Annotated in this window: 15 protein-coding genes; 10 read left to right on the forward strand and 5 right to left on the reverse strand. The window is 62.5% G+C overall.

From position 1 onward, the window contains the following. Window positions 1-46: 46 nt before the first annotated feature. A complete protein-coding gene (locus K2Y42_RS21055) occupies window positions 47-1,186 on the reverse strand; it encodes a site-specific integrase (protein ID WP_291156709.1) in 1,140 nt (379 codons plus the stop codon). Window positions 1,187-1,309: 123 nt separating this feature from the next. Here K2Y42_RS21055 and K2Y42_RS21060 point away from each other — a divergent pair, with 123 nt between their 5' ends. Further along, window positions 1,310-2,254, forward strand: coding sequence for a DUF1403 family protein (locus K2Y42_RS21060; protein WP_291156711.1), 945 nt, complete (start codon window positions 1,310-1,312; stop codon window positions 2,252-2,254). Window positions 2,255-2,256: 2 nt separating this feature from the next. After that, the gene (locus K2Y42_RS21065) at window positions 2,257-2,958 is read left to right on the forward strand and encodes an SMC-Scp complex subunit ScpB (protein ID WP_061979489.1); all 702 of its coding nucleotides are present in this window, start codon (window positions 2,257-2,259) and stop codon (window positions 2,956-2,958) included. Between the two features lie 182 nt (window positions 2,959-3,140). Here the strand turns inward: K2Y42_RS21065 and K2Y42_RS21070 are convergent, their stop codons facing one another. Continuing rightward, on the reverse strand, window positions 3,141-3,311 hold the full coding sequence (locus K2Y42_RS21070) for a hypothetical protein (protein WP_291156714.1): 171 nt from the start codon (window positions 3,309-3,311) through the stop codon (window positions 3,141-3,143). Between the two features lie 24 nt (window positions 3,312-3,335). Between K2Y42_RS21070 and K2Y42_RS21075 the strand changes: the two genes are divergently transcribed. After that, complete coding sequence (locus K2Y42_RS21075) at window positions 3,336-4,466, forward strand: hypothetical protein (RefSeq protein WP_291156717.1); 1,131 nt, start codon at window positions 3,336-3,338, stop codon at window positions 4,464-4,466. Between the two features lie 51 nt (window positions 4,467-4,517). After that, on the forward strand, window positions 4,518-5,189 hold the full coding sequence (locus K2Y42_RS21080; RefSeq protein ID WP_291156720.1) for a hypothetical protein: 672 nt from the start codon (window positions 4,518-4,520) through the stop codon (window positions 5,187-5,189). A 94-nt stretch (window positions 5,190-5,283) separates the two neighbouring features. Here K2Y42_RS21080 and K2Y42_RS21085 read toward each other — a convergent pair whose 3' ends face one another. Next, window positions 5,284-7,926, reverse strand: a complete 2,643-nt coding sequence (locus K2Y42_RS21085; protein ID WP_291156722.1) for an AAA family ATPase — start codon at window positions 7,924-7,926, stop codon at window positions 5,284-5,286. Between the two features lie 141 nt (window positions 7,927-8,067). Here K2Y42_RS21085 and K2Y42_RS21090 point away from each other — a divergent pair, with 141 nt between their 5' ends. The 3 genes from K2Y42_RS21090 to K2Y42_RS21100 all read left to right on the forward strand — a co-directional run bounded on the left by K2Y42_RS21090 (window position 8,068) and on the right by K2Y42_RS21100 (window position 13,772). Beyond that, window positions 8,068-9,336, forward strand: coding sequence for a DNA repair exonuclease (locus tag K2Y42_RS21090; protein ID WP_291156724.1), 1,269 nt, complete (start codon window positions 8,068-8,070; stop codon window positions 9,334-9,336). Window positions 9,337-9,339: 3 nt separating this feature from the next. Then, window positions 9,340-12,843, forward strand: a complete 3,504-nt coding sequence (locus tag K2Y42_RS21095) for an AAA family ATPase (RefSeq protein WP_291156727.1) — start codon at window positions 9,340-9,342, stop codon at window positions 12,841-12,843. A 62-nt stretch (window positions 12,844-12,905) separates the two neighbouring features. Continuing rightward, complete coding sequence (locus K2Y42_RS21100) at window positions 12,906-13,772, forward strand: hypothetical protein (protein WP_291156730.1); 867 nt, start codon at window positions 12,906-12,908, stop codon at window positions 13,770-13,772. Here K2Y42_RS21100 and K2Y42_RS21105 read toward each other — a convergent pair. Continuing rightward, window positions 13,745-16,243, reverse strand: coding sequence for a hypothetical protein (locus K2Y42_RS21105; RefSeq protein WP_291156732.1), 2,499 nt, complete (start codon window positions 16,241-16,243; stop codon window positions 13,745-13,747). The genes K2Y42_RS21100 and K2Y42_RS21105 overlap by 28 nt on opposite strands. Continuing rightward, window positions 16,240-17,826, reverse strand: a complete 1,587-nt coding sequence (locus K2Y42_RS21110; RefSeq protein WP_291156735.1) for a hypothetical protein — start codon at window positions 17,824-17,826, stop codon at window positions 16,240-16,242. The genes K2Y42_RS21105 and K2Y42_RS21110 overlap by 4 nt, the downstream gene beginning before the upstream one ends. A 237-nt stretch (window positions 17,827-18,063) precedes the next feature. On the opposite strand from K2Y42_RS21110, the gene K2Y42_RS21115 reads away from it, so the two are divergent. From K2Y42_RS21115 to K2Y42_RS21125, 3 genes are read left to right on the forward strand one after another with little or no spacing between them, the layout of a single operon-like run. Further along, window positions 18,064-18,618, forward strand: a complete 555-nt coding sequence (locus K2Y42_RS21115) for a hypothetical protein (RefSeq protein WP_061979496.1) — start codon at window positions 18,064-18,066, stop codon at window positions 18,616-18,618. Further along, complete coding sequence (locus K2Y42_RS21120) at window positions 18,615-19,316, forward strand: hypothetical protein (protein ID WP_291156739.1); 702 nt, start codon at window positions 18,615-18,617, stop codon at window positions 19,314-19,316. The genes K2Y42_RS21115 and K2Y42_RS21120 overlap by 4 nt, the downstream gene beginning before the upstream one ends. A gap of 1 nt (window position 19,317) precedes the next feature. Further along, entirely contained in the window at window positions 19,318-20,088 is a 771-nt protein-coding gene (locus K2Y42_RS21125; RefSeq protein WP_291156742.1) for a protein phosphatase 2C domain-containing protein, read from the forward strand. Window positions 20,089-20,118 lie beyond the last annotated feature (30 nt).

A 20,118-nucleotide genomic window follows, 5' to 3' on the forward strand; every position in this document is an offset into this window, starting at 1 on the left:
TGTTCGCTGGGTTCTGCCGGAAATGGAGGATGAATTGATCCCAGCCTCAGAGGCCGGCCGCCTTGGTCAGGTTGACGCGGAATCGGTCACGCCGGCGCTGATAGCCGCGGGTCTGCTCGGCGCTGGCATGGCCGAGCTGCTTCTGGACGTAGCGCTCGTCGACCTCGGCCGAGGAGGCAAGCCCGGCACGAAGCGAATGGCCGGCGAATTTCCCTTCCCGGTCGCCTTCCGGCAGATCCGCGCGCACGCCGGCGGCGAGGGCGGCCGCCTTGACCAGCCGCGCGACCTGCTTGTCGGTCAGCCGGTCCGGCCCGACGTCCTTTCCGCCCTCCCGGACCCGGCGAAACAGCGGCCCGTGGCCGATCCGGGCCAGCTTGAGCCAGGTCTGCAGGGCGACGACGGGGCAGGTGGCGTCGGAGGAACCGCGGCCGATCTCGACCTCGCGCCAGCCGGTCTTGCCGCGCAGGGTGACGACCATGCCGTCCTTGAGAATCTCGACCCAGCCGCTGCCATCTTCGGTCTGCTCCGGTCCGACATCGAGGCCGACCACCTCGGAGCGGCGCAACCCGCCGGCGAAGCCGATCAGCAGCATGGCGCGGTCGCGCAGGCCGCGCAGGGTGCCGCGATCGAGCGTCTCGAGCATGGCGATCACGTCCTCCGGCAGAACGGCCTCCTTCTTGAGGGGTGGCCGGCCATGGGTGCGCCGGATGCCGGCGAGCACCGTGGCGACATGCCGGTCCTGGCGATCGAAGGCGAGGCCGCGCTGGCGAAACTGCCAGCCGAGCGCCGACAACCGTCGCTCGATCGTCGCCACGGCGTCCGGCTTAGGCCCGGCCTGACCGGCCGCGCAGGCGGTGATGTAGAGCCCGATGGTCTGGACATCCGGGGGCAGGGGATCGAGGCTCTGCCGCCGGCACCAGGTGGTGTAGTGCCGCCAGTCGGCGCCATAGGCGCGGCGGGTGTTCTCGGCGCTGGACGCCCTGATGTAGTCGCGGGCGCGGTCGGCGAGCGGCTCCAGATGCCGGGGCAGGCCGGTTGCGACGTCCGGAAGAGGGGATGGGAGGCCGCCTTGCGCCTCGGCCGGCTTTTCTCCGGTCGACGAAGCGACACCCGGCGCCGGGCTCTCAGGCGGCGCGGGGCCGTCCTGGGCGTCGAATGCGGGGTCGCGCGGGGCGTCAGGGCTCATTTCACAATATAGCGGGAAAACGTCCGATAATGCAACATTATCGGACGTAGTTATTTTCCGACAGGCGCGGCGGTTTGATGCGATTTCCGTTGCCATAAGCGCCGCGCTGAATCATGCTCCGACATGGCCCAACGCGCGCGAATCCTCCCCGAGCCGCCGCCGACCTTCGCGCCGGCCCCAAGCTGGCTGCGGCGGCGCGCCCCGCCAGACACCGTGACGGAAGCGGTGTTTTACGCCGGCGCGGCGCTGGCGGCGCTGCATCCGGTCGCCCGCGACGAGCACAAGCTCGGCGTCCTGTGGCGGCAGCGCCTTGCGCTCTCGTGCGCGGCCGCGCTCGCGCGCCAGGGTGGGCGCACGGAAGACGAAGCGACGCTGCGCGATCACTGGTACTTGCGCAAGCCTGGCGACGATCCCGGTCCGGGCGGCCGCATCCTCGACGCCTGGCGCCGGCTCGGCGAACGCGCGACGAGCGACGAGAAGGAGTGGATCTGGGCCTTGGCCCCTTCGCTCGGCCATGCCCTCAACTCGCTGCCGATCGAGATCGTCGAGCTCGCCGGCCGCCACACCAAGCGGGCGCACGCCATGCCGGTGCTCGCCGCCGCGGAGATCATCGCCGCGAGTGGACGTGTCCTCCCGAATGAAGAGCTGGTGCCGCTGTGGCTCGCCGACGCGGTCCTCGCCCACCAGTTGCGCTGGCCCAGGCCGGTGCCGCTGCTCGCGGCGCATCTGTCACGCGGTGCGCTGCGCAAGGCGCCGCAGCACCTCGAAGGCGAAACCGTGTTCATGAGTGCGCTCTGCGCGGCCTACGCGACGGCGGCCGTCACGGCGATCGACCTCTACAACGATCTTGCCCGCCGGGCGACGCGCCTGCTCGCGGTCGCGCCGAAGCTGCGCGGCCGAGACGCCGACCTCATTGTGTCCATCTTGATGAGCGAGGATGCCCAGCCCGCCGAGCAGGGCAGGTCGGCGAGCGACCGCTCCAGCCGCCGCCTGTTCGAGCGCCTGGTCGCGCTCGACGCGGTGCGCGAGCTCACCGGCCGTCCGACCTTCCGACTCTACGGGCTCTGAACATGGGCCGGCGCGCGCGACAAAAGGAAGGTCTCGACACCGAACTCGCCGACCTGCCGCCCGAGCTGCGCTGGCGCGAATGGATGGGCAGGGTCGAGGCCGTCATCTTCGCGTCGCCTGAGCCGGTGACCCGCGAAGTCCTCGCCCGCGTCGTCGGGCCGGACTGCAATCTCGATCTGATCATCGATGACATCCGCGACGAGCTGCGCGGCCGCCCCTACGAGCTCGTCGCCGTCGCCGGCGGCTGGCAGCACCGCACCCGCAAGGTGTTCGCCACGGCGATCCGGACCGCGACCGGGTTGGGCGACCAGGTGCGTCCGCTGTCCCAGCACGAGAGCCTGATCCTGATGTGTATCGCCTATTACCAGCCGATCACCCGCGGCGAGCTCGGCCAGTTCTTCGGCAAGGAGGTCAGCCGCGACCTGATCGGTCACCTGCGCGGTCTCGGCTTCATCGCCTCCGGCCCGCGCGCGCCTCAGCCCGGTGCGCCCTACACCTATGTCACCACGAACGGATTCCTGTCGCACTTCGGGTTCAACTCGTTGCGCGACCTACCGGACATGGAGATGCTCGAGGACGCCGGTCTGCTCAGCAAAGACAAGCTACTGGCGGGGGAATTCCCGATCGCTCGTTCAATGGAAGATGATCCTGAACACGATGGAGCGCTGGTCCCCCCATCGGAGGATGAAGAGCCATGGCGTTAGGCGGAAAAGCGGAGATCGAAGCTGTCATCCGGATTCCAAACATAGAGGCCCTCGCCGATGATGAGCTCGCCGAGGTCGCGCATATGCGCGACGGACGATGGAGCGCCCAGACGCGAGCATTGCTGGAGAGGTTCGGGACAACGAAACTGGACTTGAACAGCGGGTGGGCATCGACTTGGACGCTATGGAGCTGTCCTTGCTGCCAGCGCGAGAAGCTGCAGATCGCGCGGATAAGTTCCGGCGGCGTTCTGCTCTGCCGCCTGGAATACCATCACGATCATATCGGCGATCTCGCCAAGCGGATCTTCCGCGAGCGCAATCCACGAAGTGGGGAGCGAGACATCAACATCCAAGTCAGTCGCGCGAAGGATGCCCTTATGCCTTTGATCGAGCGCTTCGAGTCGACGCAAATCTGCATCGACTGCAACCTAGCGGAAGGGCGCGCAAAACTCGAACTCACGGGGGAGATAGACGCAAACTTCACTTTTGCGCCTTCCGAAATCGCGAGCTTCATTACGGTCGCCGAAAACCGCACGCACGAAATCGACGTCGAGAAAGCCCGGACTGCCTGGCTGGCGGCGAAGGACGACTTTGCCGATCGTATCGACTTCGCCACGCGCATGGCGCAGCGCATCGCAAGCGGACGGCATCGCCGCGAGGTCGCCCCTGGCCAGCGGCTTCTCGGTCCCATTCAGGAACGCGACGTCGTCTACCGGCTGTTCGCGGCCGCCGTCCCTCCCGGCTATCGGCATCGCTTGGGCGCGCTTATCGAGGCGCGATCCGTTTGCAATGACAGTGCCGGTCAGTCCCTAAAGCTGAAGCGCAAGGCCGTCGTCCGCCCGCCAACCGACAGCGAGTTCACTGCTGTCGAAGCCGCTCAGGGCGAAACAAAGACATGGAACCACGCGGGGCCGGATTGGCTGTGCCCCTGCTGCGGTCGATCGAAGCGCGAGATCTGCCGAAAATCGAACCGCGGAAAATGGACCGCTCGTATTCACCGAGTTGTCGAATACGTTCCCGAGGACGACGAAGAGAGTCTAGCAAGACGGCGCCTCGATGCGGCGAGCCAGATCGTTATCGGCTCGTACCGAAGCGTTCTCATCTGTCATGACTGCCGCAACGTGAGCGCCGAGCTTCAACGACGCCGGGCTGGCCTCTCGGAGCAAAGTCTGACGCTCGATAACCTGCGCGAACTCGTCGAAGGTGCCGTACCGCATTCGCCCCATGAGATCGATTTCGAGCGAGCCGCGGCGATCGCAGTCGCCAACGCACCACTGATGGAGGCGATCGACGACTTCGCGGACCATCGCACCCGCGCCTTTGAAGTTCTTGCCGATATCAAGCAGATGACGAAGATCATGGGCTGGTCGTCTCGAAAGGCTCGAGAGATCGTCGGTTATGAAATCGCCAAGGCAAAAGGCTGGGAGCTGGAGGAAGGCGACGACCACGCAGATTGGTTGCTCGCAGAGGCGCGGCGATTGCTTGCTATCGACGAGGCAAAGGAATGACCCGGCCGAGATTGCTGCGACGATCAACGCTCTCCACCGTAAAGTGCAAACATGGGTGACCGTTTGCGCCACCATTTCGAAGAGAAGATCGCCGCCATGCCGCTTCCTGCTTTCGACGAATTGCCATTCAATGCGCGGCCAGACCTGACGCCGTATCTTCTTCATTTGACCAAGAACACGAAGCCTGAAGACGAATTCTCCGCCTACGACAACCTGGTCAGCATTCTGAAGACAGGCAAAATCTGGGGCAGTAGCTCCAAGAAGGGATTCATCAAGGGGCCGAGCAAGGCAGCTTGCTTCATGGACGTGCCCTTCGCCTCGCTCAAATACGTCCTCACACCGGAGAATTCCGATCCGCAATCTCCACGCTACGAACCATACGGAATCGCAGTCACGAAGCGGTACGCCTATGGCGAGGGCTGCCGTCCGGTCCTCTATCTCTCGGATGCCGAAACCAGGGAGCTGAAAGTTCCCCACAGCGAACTCTGGCGTGTTGTTCGTCTCGAGGTAAGCAAGAAGGGCTGGATCAGTTGGCTGCACGAACGAGAGTGGCGCTGCAAAGGTGACTTCAAGCTTCCCTCAACAGTTCAGGCTGCGTTCGTGCGCAATACGCGGGAGGCCGAGAGCTTGATGAAGGCTATCACCAACTCAAAATCGGAGTTCAAATGCCGGCCGCGCGCCGTCGTTCCGCTGACGGTCATGTGCCAAGGTCTTCTGGCCTGATGAGGACCGACAGACGCTTGACCGGTTCCGTTTGTTCGCGTCGTGTGATCCGGAATAGCTCGCCCGCCGCCCACGACACGCGATGTCCTGCTCTTCATTTCTTGGGCTTCATCTGCGGACGAGCTATCTCGGCAGCGTCACTGTCTGCCTTGAGACTGGCGATCAGAAGCTCAAGGTCCGCGATATCGCTCGCGAACTCATCGGGCGTGGGCACGGGCACGGTGTCGGCCGCCGGGTTGTCATGGCTGTGCGTATTCGCGCGCGTCATGCCTTCGTGGAAGCGGATGGCGAGCGCATCGGAGAGACGAACATAGCGCAGCAATTGTGTTTGGATGACATCGGTGCCGCGCCGCACGATATCCCGGAAGATGATCTCCTCGACAACGCGCTCGTAGGTGTCGCGAAGCCGGCCATATAGGTTCTTCACCGCGACTTCGTAATCGGCCGGGCTGGTCGTATGCAGCTTCGACAGTTGGGCAGAGTCGTTCTTGATCCGGCCGATGCGCTTGGCGACATTCAGGCCCTTCCACGGCATGCCTGCAGTATCGATTTTGCCGGCGGCGCTCTTGTCGCTGAAAAGCGCGACCGTGACCGGCTCGATCCCCTGAGCGTCGGCGGTGCGGCAGAGTTCATTGAAGAAGACTATGTCGTGGGTGAATACGATAACCTGTCGCTTCAACGCCTCCTCGGCGATGCGCTCCGCCACCTTGACGCTGCGATCGCGGTCGAGTGAGGACACCGGATCGTCGATGACGATCGCACCCGACCCGTCGGTGAGGGCGACCTCAGTCAGGAAGCCGGCCAACGCCAAGGCGCGCTGCTCGCCTTCGCTGAGGATCTCCGACGTCACCTTGGTCAGCTTGGTGTTCGGGTTGACCTCGAATTCCGCCTTGGTCTGGCCGCTCTTGCGCGCGAGCCCGACATTCAGATGCATGATGTCGAAGCGCGTGCGCTCCCTATCGAACTTCGTCACCACGGCCGTCGTCAGATGCGTATCGAGCAGCTCGTTCGCGCGCTGGGTGATGCCACGAGTCTGGACGTCCGTAAGAGCCTTGCCGTACGCATCGTCGACGACGAGCAGATCGCGCCGGGTGACAAGCTTCCCCTTGTTGGCCGATAGCGTCTTCCGATCTTCGAGCTCGGCCTTCTCGGTCGTGAGCTTGGCCCGCTCCTCGGCGTTGCCCGCCTGCGCCAGCCCATCCTTTTCCGCCTTCAGCTTGACAGCAAACGCCTGCACCTCATCGATCGGCACCACGATGGCAGGGGCGGGCTCGTGCGGCTCGCCGCGAAGGCGTGCAATCGCCTGCTCCCGGCGCTTAACCGCTGCCGACTGAAAGCTCGTGAGCAGGTCGGCCAACCCGGCATCGCGCTTTCGCACCTGCTCGAGCCGATCAGCGAAGTCGGTCGCCCGAAGGCAGACGAGCTCGTGCAGCTTTCCGAGCGCATCGGCTACCGCCTGCTCAGCCTTCGTGGCCGCCGCATCCAGGGTGTCGTCCATATATTTCTGAAAGCGGTGCATACGGCTCACGCCATCGGGCAGAAGCGGCTGCTGACACAGCACGCAAGCGGCGGGCTCCGCATCCGTCGCCACCACAGGAAATGGCTTGCCTACATAGGCCTCCTTCAGCGAGTAATCCCGGGCCGCGGCCCAAAGCGCCCGCCAGGTGTCGCTCCCGACACCCGGCAGCGGGTCGTCGGTGAACAATGCGCCCGCCGCGACCGTGGCGGCTTCCCGCGCTGCTGTCGCGGCCTCGCGCAGGCCGGTGAGTTTCTGCAACGGCTCGTCCATAAACGCAGCTACCACTGCGGTGCATTCGGTCACCAGGGTCTCAGCCCATCGGGCGAACGCCGTAACGTCGGCGGCCGCCGCGGCGCTGGCAGACAGCGCGGCGGTGATTCCATCCAGACGCTCCTGATCGGTCTCACCGAATGCGGTCGCTACGTCGATCTGGGCGTTTGTGGTGGACTTGCTCAGCGCCTTGTCGAACCGCTGGGCTCCTGTATCGCGTACAGGAGCGAAGGCGATCGTCGTTAGGCTGACCTTGTTGCCGACCTCGGTCGCCCGTTCCGCTTCCAGCGTGTCCTTCAAGCCGATACAGATCGCATTGAGCCGATGGGGCAGGGCGAGCCCGAAGGGGAGAAAGCGGATTTGATTTCCGCCGTCGACATAAAGCTGCGCGGAGGCGGTGTCGAAGACAGCCACCTGCATGAGCTGCGGCGATGCGGCTTTCCCGGGAGACCAGGAAATCGGCGTGTCGCCGGCCCCGGCGTCGATGACGATCTCGGCAGTCTGCGGTCCTGCGGACGCCCCATACACATCGGCCAAGACCTTGAGCTTGGCCGGGTTCTCGACGCGCGTGCGGCAAGCCGTCCTGAGGATTCGCACGAAGCCGCTCTTGCCACTTCCATTTCGGCCATACACGATCGTCAAGGCCTTCGGGCAAAAGGTGAGGCCAGCCTTCGGAACCAGACGGTTGATATTTTCGACGTTGGCGATTCCTTTGAGGATGATGGGCTGATGCTTCCCGCCTCCGAAATGTGCCTTAGCGAACGGGACGGCGCCGGGGGGTGCGCTCGCAAGGCTGAAGCCCGCGGCGGTCTTGACCATGGCGAGCAACTCGCCAAGGTCCGTGTCCGTGAGGTCATTGCTGATTGCGAGCCGCCGCAGCGCGTCCTGTTTCCAGGATGAGAGCTTCTTGGCCCAGTCCAAGACGTCGTCGATCGGCTCTGCAGTCATCACCATCCCCCCGGAGAGATAACAAGTTATTCGCGTGATTCTTGCGGGAAATCCGGCTCCGTTGAGCTATTTCAATATCACGCTGATTGCCCAGCGCGTAAGGTCCGGCGGACGCGCAGGGGACGTAAATAGGGGGAGACGGTGACGTATCGCTTTGTCCATGCTGCGGATATTCATCTTGACTCACCCCTGCGATCGCTTGCGCTGCGCCATCCCGACCTGGCGGAGCTGATCGGCAACGCCACCCGGCGCGCCTTCGTCCGGGTGATCGACGTTTGCCTGGACGAGCAGGTCGACGCGCTCCTGATCGCCGGAGATCTCTACGACGGCGATCAGACCTCGATGAAGACGGCGCGTTTCCTCGCCGAACAGCTCCGGCGGCTCAGCCAAGCTGGCATTCGAGTCTTCATCATCCGCGGCAACCACGACGCGCTGTCGAAAATCACCAAGGAATTGGTACTGCCGGATTCCGTGAAAGTCTTCGGCGGGCGAGCGGAGGCAATCGATATTAATCGCGCGCCGGGCCATGTTCCTGTTGTCGTCCACGGCCTGAGCTTCGCGCAGCCGCACGCCCCGGAGAGCCTCCTCGGACGATTTCGCCCCACGGTCGATGGCGCGGTCAATATTGGCCTCCTGCACACGAGCCTTGCAGGAGCTCCGGGACACGATCTCTATGCGCCGTGCAGCGTTGCCGATCTCCAGGCGAGCGGTTTCCACTATTGGGCCCTCGGCCATGTTCACAAACGCTCGGCTATCGAGGGCGGATGCGCGATTGTGATGCCCGGCATACCGCAAGGCCGCGACATCAATGAAGCCGGCCCCAAATCGGTGACGCTCGTCACCATCGCCAACGATCGCTCAATTCACATCGAGGAACGGATCACCAGCGTGGCTCAGTTCGAGCGGATATCGGTCGACGCGAGCGGCTTGGAAGACTGGCGCGACCTCGTCGCGGCAGTGACCCAGGCGCTCGAAAAGGAGCGCGACGCTGTGCGGTCCGAGCATTTGGTCGCTCGCGTGCGCATAACGGGCGCGACGTCGCTAGCCTGGCGCATCCGGCGCGACGCGGACTTGCTGAAGACAGAGGCCGACGACAGGGGCTCTGTCATCGGGGGATGCTGGATCGAGCAACTCGAAATCGCCTGCCGGCCGGCCGAGCAGCAAGGCCAGCCGTCGGGCGACCCGATCAGGGAGCTCCATCGCCTGATCGAAGACGATGTCTTTGGATCGGAGGCGTTTCGAAGCCAACTGATGGGCGTCGCCGAAGAAATCAGGGCTCAGCTTCCGCAAGAGTGTCGTGACATCTTCGGATCGGACGAAGCCTCTTCCAAGGAGGTGATGGCTCGCCTCGCGCGCGAAGGCGCCGAGGGCGTCATGGCACGTCTTGAGGCGGCCGGCGAGGAGACTTAAGTCATGCGCTTGCGTCGCCTCGACCTTACTCGATACGGCAAGTTCACCGACCGAAGCATCGATTTCGGTGAGCGCACGGAAGGTCAGCCTGACCTGCACGTCATCTATGGGCCGAATGAAGCCGGCAAGTCGACCGCACTCGCGGCCTTTCTCGACCTGTTGTTCGGAATTGGTTCGCAGAGCCCGTTCGACTTCATTCATCCGTATCCCACGATGCGGATCGGCGCCGCGTTGGACCTCGCTGGCGATGCGCGGGAGTTCGCGCGGATCAAACGGCCACAGAACAGCCTCCTCGACGGAGACGATCGCACCCTGCCCGAGGCCGCAATCCGGGCTGAGCTCGGCGGCATCGAGCGCGATGCGTACCGCACCATGTTCTCGCTCGATGATGAGACGCTCGAAAAAGGCGGCGAGAGCATTCTGGCGAGTAGGGGTGATCTCGGACAGTTGCTGTTTTCGGCAAGTGCGGGCCTCTCGCATCTCAGCGACAAGCTCGTTGGTCTGAAGGGGGAAGCGGACGGCTTTTACAAGTATCGCGCTCGCACGGGAGCGCTCGCTGATCTGAAAGCGCGGCTGGCAGAACTCAAGGCGGAGCGCGAGCAATTCGACACTCTCGCATCCGATCACGCCCGGCTCATCGACACGCGCGACCGGGCGTCCGTGCAATATGATGAGGCGGTCGAGGAACGCGGGCGTATCCATCGACGCAGTGATGAAATCCAGCGCTATCTTACGGCGTTGCCGCGTCTCTCCGCCTTGCGTGGCATCCACGAGCGCCTTGCGCCGCTGGCTGATGTCCCCGCGGACCCGCCGGCATGGGCCGGGGAACTGCCCCAGCTTCGAAAGCAAGAGATCGAGCTCGGCGTCAAAACCAGAGCGATCGCTGAGCAGATCGATCAGCTCGCGGTCGAGCTGGCCGAGGTCGTCGTTGACGAGGCCGCATTGCGTCTCGAGGAGCGCGTTGAGCGACTAGCCGATTCGCGTGCGCGCCACGTGACTGCCGACAAGGATATTCCCGAGCGGCGTTTGCAATTGCGTCAGCTCGATCTCGCGATCTCCGGGATCCTGCAGCGGATCGAGCGATCCGATGAACCTGATCCCAAACGTCTCGTGCTGCCAGCGGCGACCATCGGCCGTTTGCGCGATCTGATCGAATCTCGCTCGGGCATCGAAGGCGCGACGCGCAACGCCGCGCGAGAATTGGCCGAAGCGCGTCAGCGCCTCGATGAGGCGACATCGAGGCTGCCGGAGGGCGAGGCGGATCCTCAGCTCCGTGCCGAACGTGATCGCGCTTTGGCCGAGCTGGCCGTCGTGGTCGAGGCGATACGCTCCGCCGACCACCATATTCGGCGTCGGCTTGCAGAGCGTGCCCGCGAGGCCGCGCTCGATCTGCTGACTGACCGACTTGCCACTCTGGGACCACGGCATGGCACCGTCGATGAGCTTGCCGCCATGCAATGTCCCAGTGCCGAGGCCTTGCAGCGTTGGAAGGCAGCGCGAGGCGAGGCGGAGGTCGCAGTACTGCGTCACCAGGCCGAGGTCGAACGGCTCACGACGCTGGTCCGGCACTGTGAAGCTGAAGAGGCGAGCTTCGCTTCTACGACCGGCATCGTTTCCGATCACGAAGCTGCCGACATACGGTCGCGGCGTGAGCAAACCTGGTCGGCACATCGGCGCCTGCTGGACGCTGACTCTGCCGATGCCTTCGAGGCGGCGCTGCGTCAGGACGACATCATCAACGCGAGTCGTTTCTCACACATATCCGAGTTGGCGAAGCTGCATCAGAGCGGACAGGCGCTTGCCCTCGCACGAGCGGACCATGACCGTGCTGTCGAGCTCAGCGAGCGCGCCGCCACGGCCTTGGCGGCGATCGACGTCGAGATTGCGGCGGCGGTGCAGCCGATCGCCTCGCATTTTGCAAAACCGCCATCGCTGCCGGATATCGATGCGTGGATCAGCCGCCGCGATAAGGTGCTCGAGGCGAGCGCCACAGTACGGACCGCGGAACGGGATATACGCAACGCTGACGCCGACGGCACAACTGCTGCCAAGCGGCTGGCGGCTGCGATAACCGCGGCCGGGCTGCCGCCCGCATCCGATGCAAGCTTCGACGCTATGCTTGCCAGCGCTCAAACGACACTTGATCGGGAAGCCGAACTGCGCCGTCTGCGCGGCGAAGTGGACGAACGCCGGCGTGAGGTCACGTCGCGTGAGCGGGCGGCGGAGCAGGCAGGATCGGACGATCGGACTTGGGAGGAGACCTGGTCCACGACATGCCGCGGATGCTGGCTTGGCGAAGTAGGGGAAGCGCCGGCGATCGGTGCGGTCCGCGAAGTTCTCTCTGCGATCATCGAACTCTCGCCGACGATCGAGAAGCGGGCAGCGCTGATCGACCGCATCGAGAAGATGGAGAGAGACCAGCTAGCGTTCGGTGAAGAAGTCACCGCTCTGACGACGCTTCTGAAAATTGACGATAGTGCCGACCCAGCTCTCGAGCTGGCCCAACGTATCGGCGAGACGGTACGAAACGCGGCTGCGGCCCGCCAGCGTCATCTGAATCTGACGAAGCGGCTTGAAGACGCGAGGGCGCGGCAGCGCGAGCTCGCCGAGGCGACCGCGGTTCATGATGAACAGACGGATCGGATGACAGCATTCTTCCAGGTCACCTCTCTGGATGAGGTGGCGCAAAAGCTGTCCGATATCGCTCGCCGCGCCGATCTCGTCGAACAGGCACGGCAGGCGGAGCAGGATATTGTCGAGACACTCCGCGCGACGGATCTTCAGGGCGCGCAAGCGGCGCTCGATGCAGCGGACGGACCTGCTCTGGAGACCGAACTTGCCGAGTTGACGGCACGCGCGGACGATCAGGACAAGCGGTGTCACGAGCTGTTCGCGGCGAAGTCGGCGGCCGAAGATCGTGTAGAGGCGATCGGCGGCGATGCGAGAGTCGCCATCATCGAGGAGCGCCGACGGACGACGCTGCTTGAGATCGAGGATGGCGCGATGCGCTATCTGCAGCTTCGAGCGGGCATCGCAGCCACCCAGCAGGCGCTCGCCACTTATCGCGAACGCCATCGTAGCTCCATGATGACGCGCGCGTCGGAGGCGTTCCGCACCATCAGCCGCGGCGCCTATACTGGCCTCGTCGCCCAGCCTGGCAGGGATGGCGATACATTGATCGCGGTCTCGGCCGAGGGAGGCTCAAAAGCCGCCGACAAGCTCTCCAAGGGTACCCGCTTCCAGCTCTATCTTGCGCTGCGCGTCGCGGGCTATTACGAGTTCGTGCGGGCTCGCAGCTCCGTCCCCTTCGTCGCAGACGACATCATGGAGACGTTCGATGATTTCCGCGCGGAGGAGGCGTTCCGCCTATTTTCGGAGATGTCGCAAGTTGGCCAGGTCATCTATCTCACCCATCATCAGCATTTGTGCGAGATCGTCCAACGTGTGTGCCCGGGGGCGCGATTGCATCGGCTCGAAGACGAAGTGATGAAACGCGAGTTTGCTTGAGGGCTGTCGCAACTGGCGGAGGCGTCCGGGATTGTTTTTCGACTATGATGTCGGTCGGGGCGATGACGAAGAAGCTGCAGATTGGACAGAGACAGGCTAGCCGCATTTGCCAGATGGCGGCGACCGATCGGCTAGCGTTCCTCGCGGAGGGGCTTCCGATCATCCACGCCAGCGCGATGGGATTCTGGTCGGCCTCCGCGGAGCTGCGAGATAGGCCGCGGGAGGCCGAGGTGCTCGCCGGGTTCGCGAAGGAGGAGGCGGCAAAGGCTCTCATTCTTCTCGATATTGCTCGCTGCCCGGAGAAACAGGTCGCCGGCAAGCTGAACAAGTTGCTGAACCGGTTCTATGGACATCTCAATCGGCTGATTTACGCCCAACTAACGGAATGGTGGTTCACGGACGTGGCGGAGTTGCGAAAAGCGGTCGAGCCCTTGCGCAAGGCTCACTATCTTGAGGGGCCCATGGGCGAGTACGTCGTTCCGAATGACACCCTCTATCGGCGGGAGAGCAAGCTCTACGCCGATGTGGAAGCGTACGAGGATGGAACCCCGATCTGGAACGCGCCCGTCGTCCACCCAAGCGGCTTCCCAGCGCACATGCCCGCCGTGGTGCAGGTTGTCGACGCGATGGCCGCCTGCGGAATCTTTTCGCTCGCGGGGCTGAAAGCCACGTCTGAGGTTTGGGGGCAGCTGGAGTTCCAGAAGATGGAGACGTTGCGGGATGCGGAGTGTCTGACGAAAGAGCTACTGGATCGGCTGATTGCCGAAGGGCTGCCGAATGCTTCCGCCACGCAGGACCACGTCAACGCATTGTATCGGCATTGGCCATTGCCAATGTACAATGTCGAGCTCGATCCGATCCCAGTGTCACTCGAAGAATTGAAGGCCGAGCAGGATCGCCTTTATTGGGCGGAGGTCGGCGCGCCATGAACGCTTGCCGTCACTCGATTAAAGATGGCGCGCAGCATCGACTGATGGCCTTCTGCTAGCGTCTTCGCATCAAGTCCCAAGCGGATGCGAAAACGCTCGCTCAGTCGCGTCATCAGCAATACGAAACCCTCGTCATTCAATTCGGCCTCATTCATGCCCGTCAACCGATAGGTCTTCTCGCCTAGTGGCAGGATGCGCTTGGCGAGGGCGGCTCGCTCATTCTTCGAGCATGGTGCGCTAAGGCAGGCGTGGAGGCACCAACAACACGTCGCCCAGCATTCCAGAATGTCATCGGTGAATTGGTCATGCAGCGCGTCGAGATTCAAGTGCCGTATGGCAGGATCTGGACTTCCGAAAAAGCAAAACAGGATGCGTCCCATAAGCCAGGGCCAACTATCTCCGCCACCTTCTACGGCCAAAACCTGCAACGATGTTCTCGCAGGATGCGCGGCGCCGGTGGCATCACTGCCGTTCCAGCCAGCCGCGGCCACGATCATCAGCAATGCGCGGAGGCGAAGGACGTCGAAGGTTGTGAGCGCGCCGTCTTTTTTCCGCTGAGAGATCCGCTTGCTGAATGCGGCAACAGCGGCGGCGATGTGCTCGCGCGTCGACTTTCTCTGCGCTGCCTTTTTGCGCAGCGCTTCTCGTTGTTCGTCATCCGAAGACAAGTCACCCGCTCCCGGTTCAAAGCTATCGCCGCGAGTCGTCGCATCCTCTGCATTGACCGCCTCATCACCAAGGTCGAAGGCCTTATCGAGATCTCGCTCCGTGTCGATTCCAGGTGCGGCGTCGTCGATCCCGACACCGATAATTCTATTGAGAAAGCTCCGCACCAGTGAAGCCTCGCTGGCGCTGAGACTACTCCTCCCAATTGACGCGCCGTCGGTCCGCGCCCTGCGTCCTGCAATGAATTCCTCATAGGTCATCGTCCTAAAGCGACCCGGCGCATTGCTGGGCTCTCTACTCGTCTTGCGCGCCAGCCTAACGGATGGACGCTCCTCCACGGTCTGCAGCAGGCGCTCCGCCGACTCGATTGTATCGAGAATGTCGAGCAGCAATAGGCTCTCGTCAGTCTCTTCGTTGAGCTGCGAGACCGCCTCTTCAGTTTGCTTGGAACGCGCCTCTCTTGCCTCTTCCTGAATTCTATCGACAAGCGTCACGATTGCCGGCGCCGATCGTGTTCCATCGGAGAATAGCAAAGCCGCAAAAGCCGGGCGTTGAACGGCGCCGAGAACCTCATACCGCCGCACGTCACCTCGAACCTCGGCCGGACCGAGACGGCAGCCGAGTTCCTTCTGATCGGTATCGAGCAGGGTGATCGATACGGCGTCAGGGTCGAGTCCTGGGGGTGGCGTCCACGTCAACGTGCCGTAGTTGCATTCGAAACGACCGATGGCGCGGCCACGCCAGAAATCGAGGTCGACGGAATTCGCGTCATCCACTTCGTCGAGATCGTCGGGATCAACCTCGCGGTTCGGATTGAGGAGCTCCTTCAGCTCGAGACGGTCAAGTATCGCGCCCGGAGGAAGCCGTCGATACATCGAGACCTCCTCATTGCTGCCGGCGAAGCCCTTCGCACCGAGGGCCGCGAGAGTGCAGTTTGCGCTGCCATAGAGGATGTGATCGGCCTTGCGCGTTTGTGCGATGAGGATCTTCGCGTGGAGAAAGCGGCCTTTGCGAAAGCTATCGCGGTCGAATAGCCGCGCCCCTTTCACCTTTTTCAGCGCGGACACCGGAAAAAGGCGTGCGTCTGCGTCGATAAGCAAATCGACATTCGAGGCCGAAAGTGCCTTCGCGATAGTGCTGAGCGCGCGAAGATTTGGATCCCAATAGGGGCTGACAACAACAAGGCGCCTTACGCTGTCATCGCCGAGGAGGGCGGCGAACCGCTTTCCGATACCCGCAGACTCGCCAGTCGTGAGCAAAGCAGCAATCGAGCCGTCGCTTAGCGAGACGCTGTCCGTCGCCGGGAGCGCGCGTCGCAACCACGGCGCGCGGCTTTCGGCCCATGCGATCTGGGCGTCCAAAGCCTGTCCTGTTCTGTCACAGTGGCGTAACGCATAGCGCCAGGCTTGCGCGACGAGCCGTTGTTCGCCGCTGTCTTCCGTACTACAGGCAATCTCCTCGGCAAGTTCGAGATTTCCCGCAAGGCCGGTTGCAGTCATGTTGGCGGAGCTGACGATGATCCGTCCGCCATTTCTCCCCAATTGAACCACCAGCTTCGGATGGAAGGCGCCCGGCGCATAGGCGCTATTGACCGTATAGTGGCGGCCAGCGGTGCGCGGGAGTGACGATAAACCAGCTAGAGATTGCGTGAGCAGCGCAGCATCGCACAGCAGGATGTTGTTGTTGCAGCCGGCGCCCTTGAGGCGAGCCAACACGACATTCTCATAGGTGTCGAAATCGAGGCCAAAGGTGGTGATGATGCTGGTGTGGTAGCCGCGCTCTCCAAAGCGTTCGTAGAGTTTCATGACGCCTGAAGCACCTCCACGCCACGGCGGGTAAGACCGTTCTCGCCCAAGAGATGAATATCGTGAAGAAACCGGATCGCCGGCCCAAGTCGCGGGTTCGTGAACACGGGACCGTCCTTTTCCCGAAGGCGAATGAGCCCGTCATCGGCCTCGACGAGAAAGGTGTAGTCGCCTTGGCGCTGGAATTTACGGAGAGCAACCCACAGATGTCGACGCACTACGCGCTCCTCGATAATTCGCGCGACGGCGTCCCGAAACGGCGCATCACCGACTTGCTCCAGATACCGGCCTTCCGTCAGCAATGAATGAAATGCCGTGAAGTCGAGGTTCTTCAGTTCTTCGGTGATTGCCTGCGTATTGGCGCGAAACGCCCTGTGCAGTACGGCGAGAAGCGTGAGGGCGTTACGAGCGACATCCGCTGAGCAGGGGTGAATCGGCCGGCGGGCCGCCATGATTGTATTTACGAGGGCAAACTCGGTGTCTTGGATATTCGGATCGCCAGGGTTGGCGACAGGCGGCAAGCTTGCGACAAATGCGTTCCAAGATGATGGGGGCGGATGGGGCGACGTTGACGTGATCTCATCCACGCACCGCGCGATCAACGAAGATGGGGCGATGCCACGCGGGTACTCGTCCAGTGTATCCAGAATATATTTCAGCAGGCATTCGAGAGCAACATGGCACAGATCATTCGCATGATAGAGGCGCCAGCGTTTGGTCTGCGCCTGCAGTTGTTGCGTGGCGGGTGTGAATAGTCGGCCCTCTTGGTCCTTGCCAGCGTAGAGGGTCCACCGCACGTCATCCGGTGTTGGCGCGCGCTGAATTTGTTCCGCGATGTTCAGGATCAACAGCAGGCTTGCACGCCGGGAGGTGGCGGCCTCATCTTGCGGACCAATACGGCCGAAGAGAATGTCTTCGTAGAGCTTGCGCTCAGTCCCGCCGTTTCGGATCCCGGACGGAGCGAGGCGTACAAGTGCGTCGAGATCGCGAAGGGAGACTCGGCCGCGCAGGATGGCGTCGTAGAACTGACCGGACAGCTCCCCTAGTTCCTTGTCAAAAGCGAGCGCCAGCTTCTCACCGAGGTCGACACTGGGGAGGGCGATAGCGTGCTCTCGTGACGGATCAAAGATCCCGATCTGGAAAAGCTGGCTCGCGTATGCCAACCCATAGGCGCCCCAATCGACTGCGAAATAATAGTCCGGGGTTTCCTTCCTGGTCTTGGCGGCCTCCGCAAAGTCGATCGTGCGGCCGTGCAAATTGTCGAGTGTCTTTTGAGCCCAGTCGCTGCCGGTAACGCCGCTCTCGTCACCCCGGCGCTGTGCGATCAGCGCATAGAGCGCCTCGGCACGGCGGATCATCCGCTGCCAGGTTTGCGGATTGGTGTCGCCAATGCGCTTGGCGTAGACCCGGCTAAGCCAAGCGTAGAGTCCATAATATCGCATCCGCAGCGTCACGTTGCCGATGCCGGGTATCAGCGTCTGGTACAGCGTGACGCTGCTATTTTGCATCCCCAGGGGATCAAGTCCGTTCTTCTTGCGGTACTCGGTCCATTCGGGAAAATTGACTGCGGCCATAGCGCTCATTGACGCCCCCGTCGCTAGCGAGATGAACGGGCTTCTTATGCCGCAGCTTCGCGGAATCTGGCGAGCGATACCTTCTTCCCCAAGGCCGCTATTCGCTTTTTGGGCATGCGCGATCGACCCCCGCCAAAATCAGTGTGGAAGCGCGTCAGTCGACCAGGCGTTCGAAAATCTTGACAAGTCAGTCGCGTGCGGGCTTATTGTCCGCCGTCCGAGGACCGAGGACAGATCGGCAAGGCCATGAAAAGTCAGGATATTGTTGTCCTGCTCAAGCTTGTGAGCTTGCAGGATCATGAACAAGCCGCCGGGAAGAACGCCCATCCGGACGGCGAGGACCCATATTCCGTGAGGGGGCTCGAGGCCTCTCTCGGGATTAGCAAAACGGAAATCGGGGCCTCGATCAAGCGCAGTCTTGCATCGGGCATTGCCATCAAGGACCGCAACACGAAGCGTCCAAATCCCAACCGAAGAAACCTGCGCGATTTCATCACCTACGGGCTGAAGTTTGTTTTCCCGGCAAAGCCAGGGGCGATGCAGCGCGGCGCACCGACGGCCTTCGCCGCCCCTGTCCTAAAGGGATCCCTCCACAGTGCGGGCAGCCTGATCCACGTCTGGCCGTATGCGCGTGGCCATGAGATGGGCCAGTCCATCGAGCCGCTGTTCAAGACCGTGCCGGAAGCGGCGGAGAAAGATGAGCGCCTCTACGCCTATTTAGCACTCGTGGACGCAATACGGCTCGGCAATCAGCGCGAGGCGAACCTTGCCGCCAATCTGCTTAAGGAGAGGTTGGGGTGACGATCCAAGGCCGTCTCAAGGAAATGCTGACGACAGTTGCTGTCGCGCTCGGCGACGACCTTCTGGCTCGATTGGTCTTTGTCGGCGGTTGCACGACCGCACTCTATATAACGGATACCGTCACGCTCGAGGGAGTCAGAGCCACAGATGATGTCGACCTGATTGTGGACCTCGCCGGATTCGCGGCGTGGGCGCAGCTCGTGGAGCAGCTTCGCGAGCAAGGCTTCTCCGAGGCATCCGATGAGAATGTCGTTTGTCGGATGAAGCTTGGCGAACTCAAGGTCGACTTCATGCCGGATGACGAGGCCATCCTCGGTTTCAGCAATCGCTGGTATGCAAAGGGGATCGAAACGGCCGTTGAGACGTCGCTGGATGACGCCATCACCATCCGGCGTCTCACCGCGCCCTTGTTCATCGCAACGAAGCTAGAGGCCTATCGCGGGAGAGGTGGCGGCGATCTTATCGGCAGTCGCGACGCCGAGGACATACTCCTCGTCGTTGATGGCCGGCCGGAATTGGTCGACGAAGTTGCTGCCGCCGATGCGGACGTTCGCTCCTACATTGCGGGGGAATGCAAAGCGCTGCTTGCAGATCGTGACTTCGATCATTTCCTCGAGGGAAATATTCGCGGCCCAGAGGGACGTACTGACATTGTCCGCGAGCGCGTCATCGCGCTGAGCAAGCTCAGCGACGACTGAAATGGCTTTTGCAATCCAATGGCAGAGCCAGCAGGGAACGAGAACGACCGACAATCGGGATTGTGCGGGGATCGGCATACGGCGAGCGGAAATCCTCGCCATCGTCCTCGACGGTTCAAGCTCCGGGCAAAACAGCGGAGCTTACGCCTGCGAGATTGCGCGTCGAATGGTCGATTGGTTCGTGTCGACCGAGCAGCCAATGACCGTGGCGGTCCTGACTGCGCAGCTTCGCGCCACGCACGCAGAACTCGCAAAGGATTTCCGGAGGGATTCGGCCAGTTACCTCCTGATTCACATCGGCGACGATCAAGAAGCGCTCGTCCTGCACGCAGGCGATTGCCTGATCGGTCGTTACGCGTCGGCGAGCGCAATGTCTTGGTTGGTCCAGCCGCATACGCTTGCCAATGCCGCAACACCGATGACGATCGGCAATCTGGCGAATGATGTCGGTCGCCATCGGCTCACGCGGAGCTTTCGGTCGCGAGAATTTGTCGAACCGGCGCTCTGTTCTATTGTGGCGGACAATGCGACGCTGCTCGTTGCAACAGATGGATTCTGGGCTGAACTGGATGCAGCCCAGCAGAGAGCGTTCATCCAACGCCGCATGGCGAAGGACACCGGGGAAAGGGATGACCGCAGCGTGCTTCAAATCATGCGTATCGAAGGAGATGGATTGACCAAGGTCTCAGGGACCGACGCTCCACGCAAGATCTACATAAAAAGGGCGCCAGAGAAGGAATGGTGGAACGCGGCGAAAGCCAATAGGAAGTAAGCAGCGTTAGTTTTGCGAGGCGGCCTGCGC

It is taken from the genome of Hyphomicrobium sp. (assembly GCF_019744875.1).
Classification (GTDB): domain Bacteria; phylum Pseudomonadota; class Alphaproteobacteria; order Rhizobiales; family Hyphomicrobiaceae; genus Hyphomicrobium_C.

What these genes read in the sequence shown, in the direction of transcription:
- K2Y42_RS21055 (WP_291156709.1), bottom strand. Translation starts at nt 1,186, where the DNA reads ATGAGCCCTGACGCCCCGCGCGACCCCGCATTCGACGCCCAGGACGGC.
- K2Y42_RS21060 (WP_291156711.1), top strand. Translation starts at nt 1,310, where the DNA reads ATGGCCCAACGCGCGCGAATCCTCCCCGAGCCGCCGCCGACCTTCGCG.
- K2Y42_RS21065 (WP_061979489.1), top strand. Translation starts at nt 2,257, where the DNA reads ATGGGCCGGCGCGCGCGACAAAAGGAAGGTCTCGACACCGAACTCGCC.
- K2Y42_RS21075 (WP_291156717.1), top strand. Translation starts at nt 3,336, where the DNA reads ATGCCTTTGATCGAGCGCTTCGAGTCGACGCAAATCTGCATCGACTGC.
- K2Y42_RS21080 (WP_291156720.1), top strand. Translation starts at nt 4,518, where the DNA reads ATGGGTGACCGTTTGCGCCACCATTTCGAAGAGAAGATCGCCGCCATG.
- K2Y42_RS21085 (WP_291156722.1), bottom strand. Translation starts at nt 7,926, where the DNA reads ATGACTGCAGAGCCGATCGACGACGTCTTGGACTGGGCCAAGAAGCTC.
- K2Y42_RS21095 (WP_291156727.1), top strand. Translation starts at nt 9,340, where the DNA reads ATGCGCTTGCGTCGCCTCGACCTTACTCGATACGGCAAGTTCACCGAC.
- K2Y42_RS21100 (WP_291156730.1), top strand. Translation starts at nt 12,906, where the DNA reads ATGACGAAGAAGCTGCAGATTGGACAGAGACAGGCTAGCCGCATTTGC.
- K2Y42_RS21105 (WP_291156732.1), bottom strand. Translation starts at nt 16,243, where the DNA reads ATGAAACTCTACGAACGCTTTGGAGAGCGCGGCTACCACACCAGCATC.
- K2Y42_RS21110 (WP_291156735.1), bottom strand. Translation starts at nt 17,826, where the DNA reads ATGAGCGCTATGGCCGCAGTCAATTTTCCCGAATGGACCGAGTACCGC.
- K2Y42_RS21115 (WP_061979496.1), top strand. Translation starts at nt 18,064, where the DNA reads ATGAAAAGTCAGGATATTGTTGTCCTGCTCAAGCTTGTGAGCTTGCAG.
- K2Y42_RS21125 (WP_291156742.1), top strand. Translation starts at nt 19,318, where the DNA reads ATGGCTTTTGCAATCCAATGGCAGAGCCAGCAGGGAACGAGAACGACC.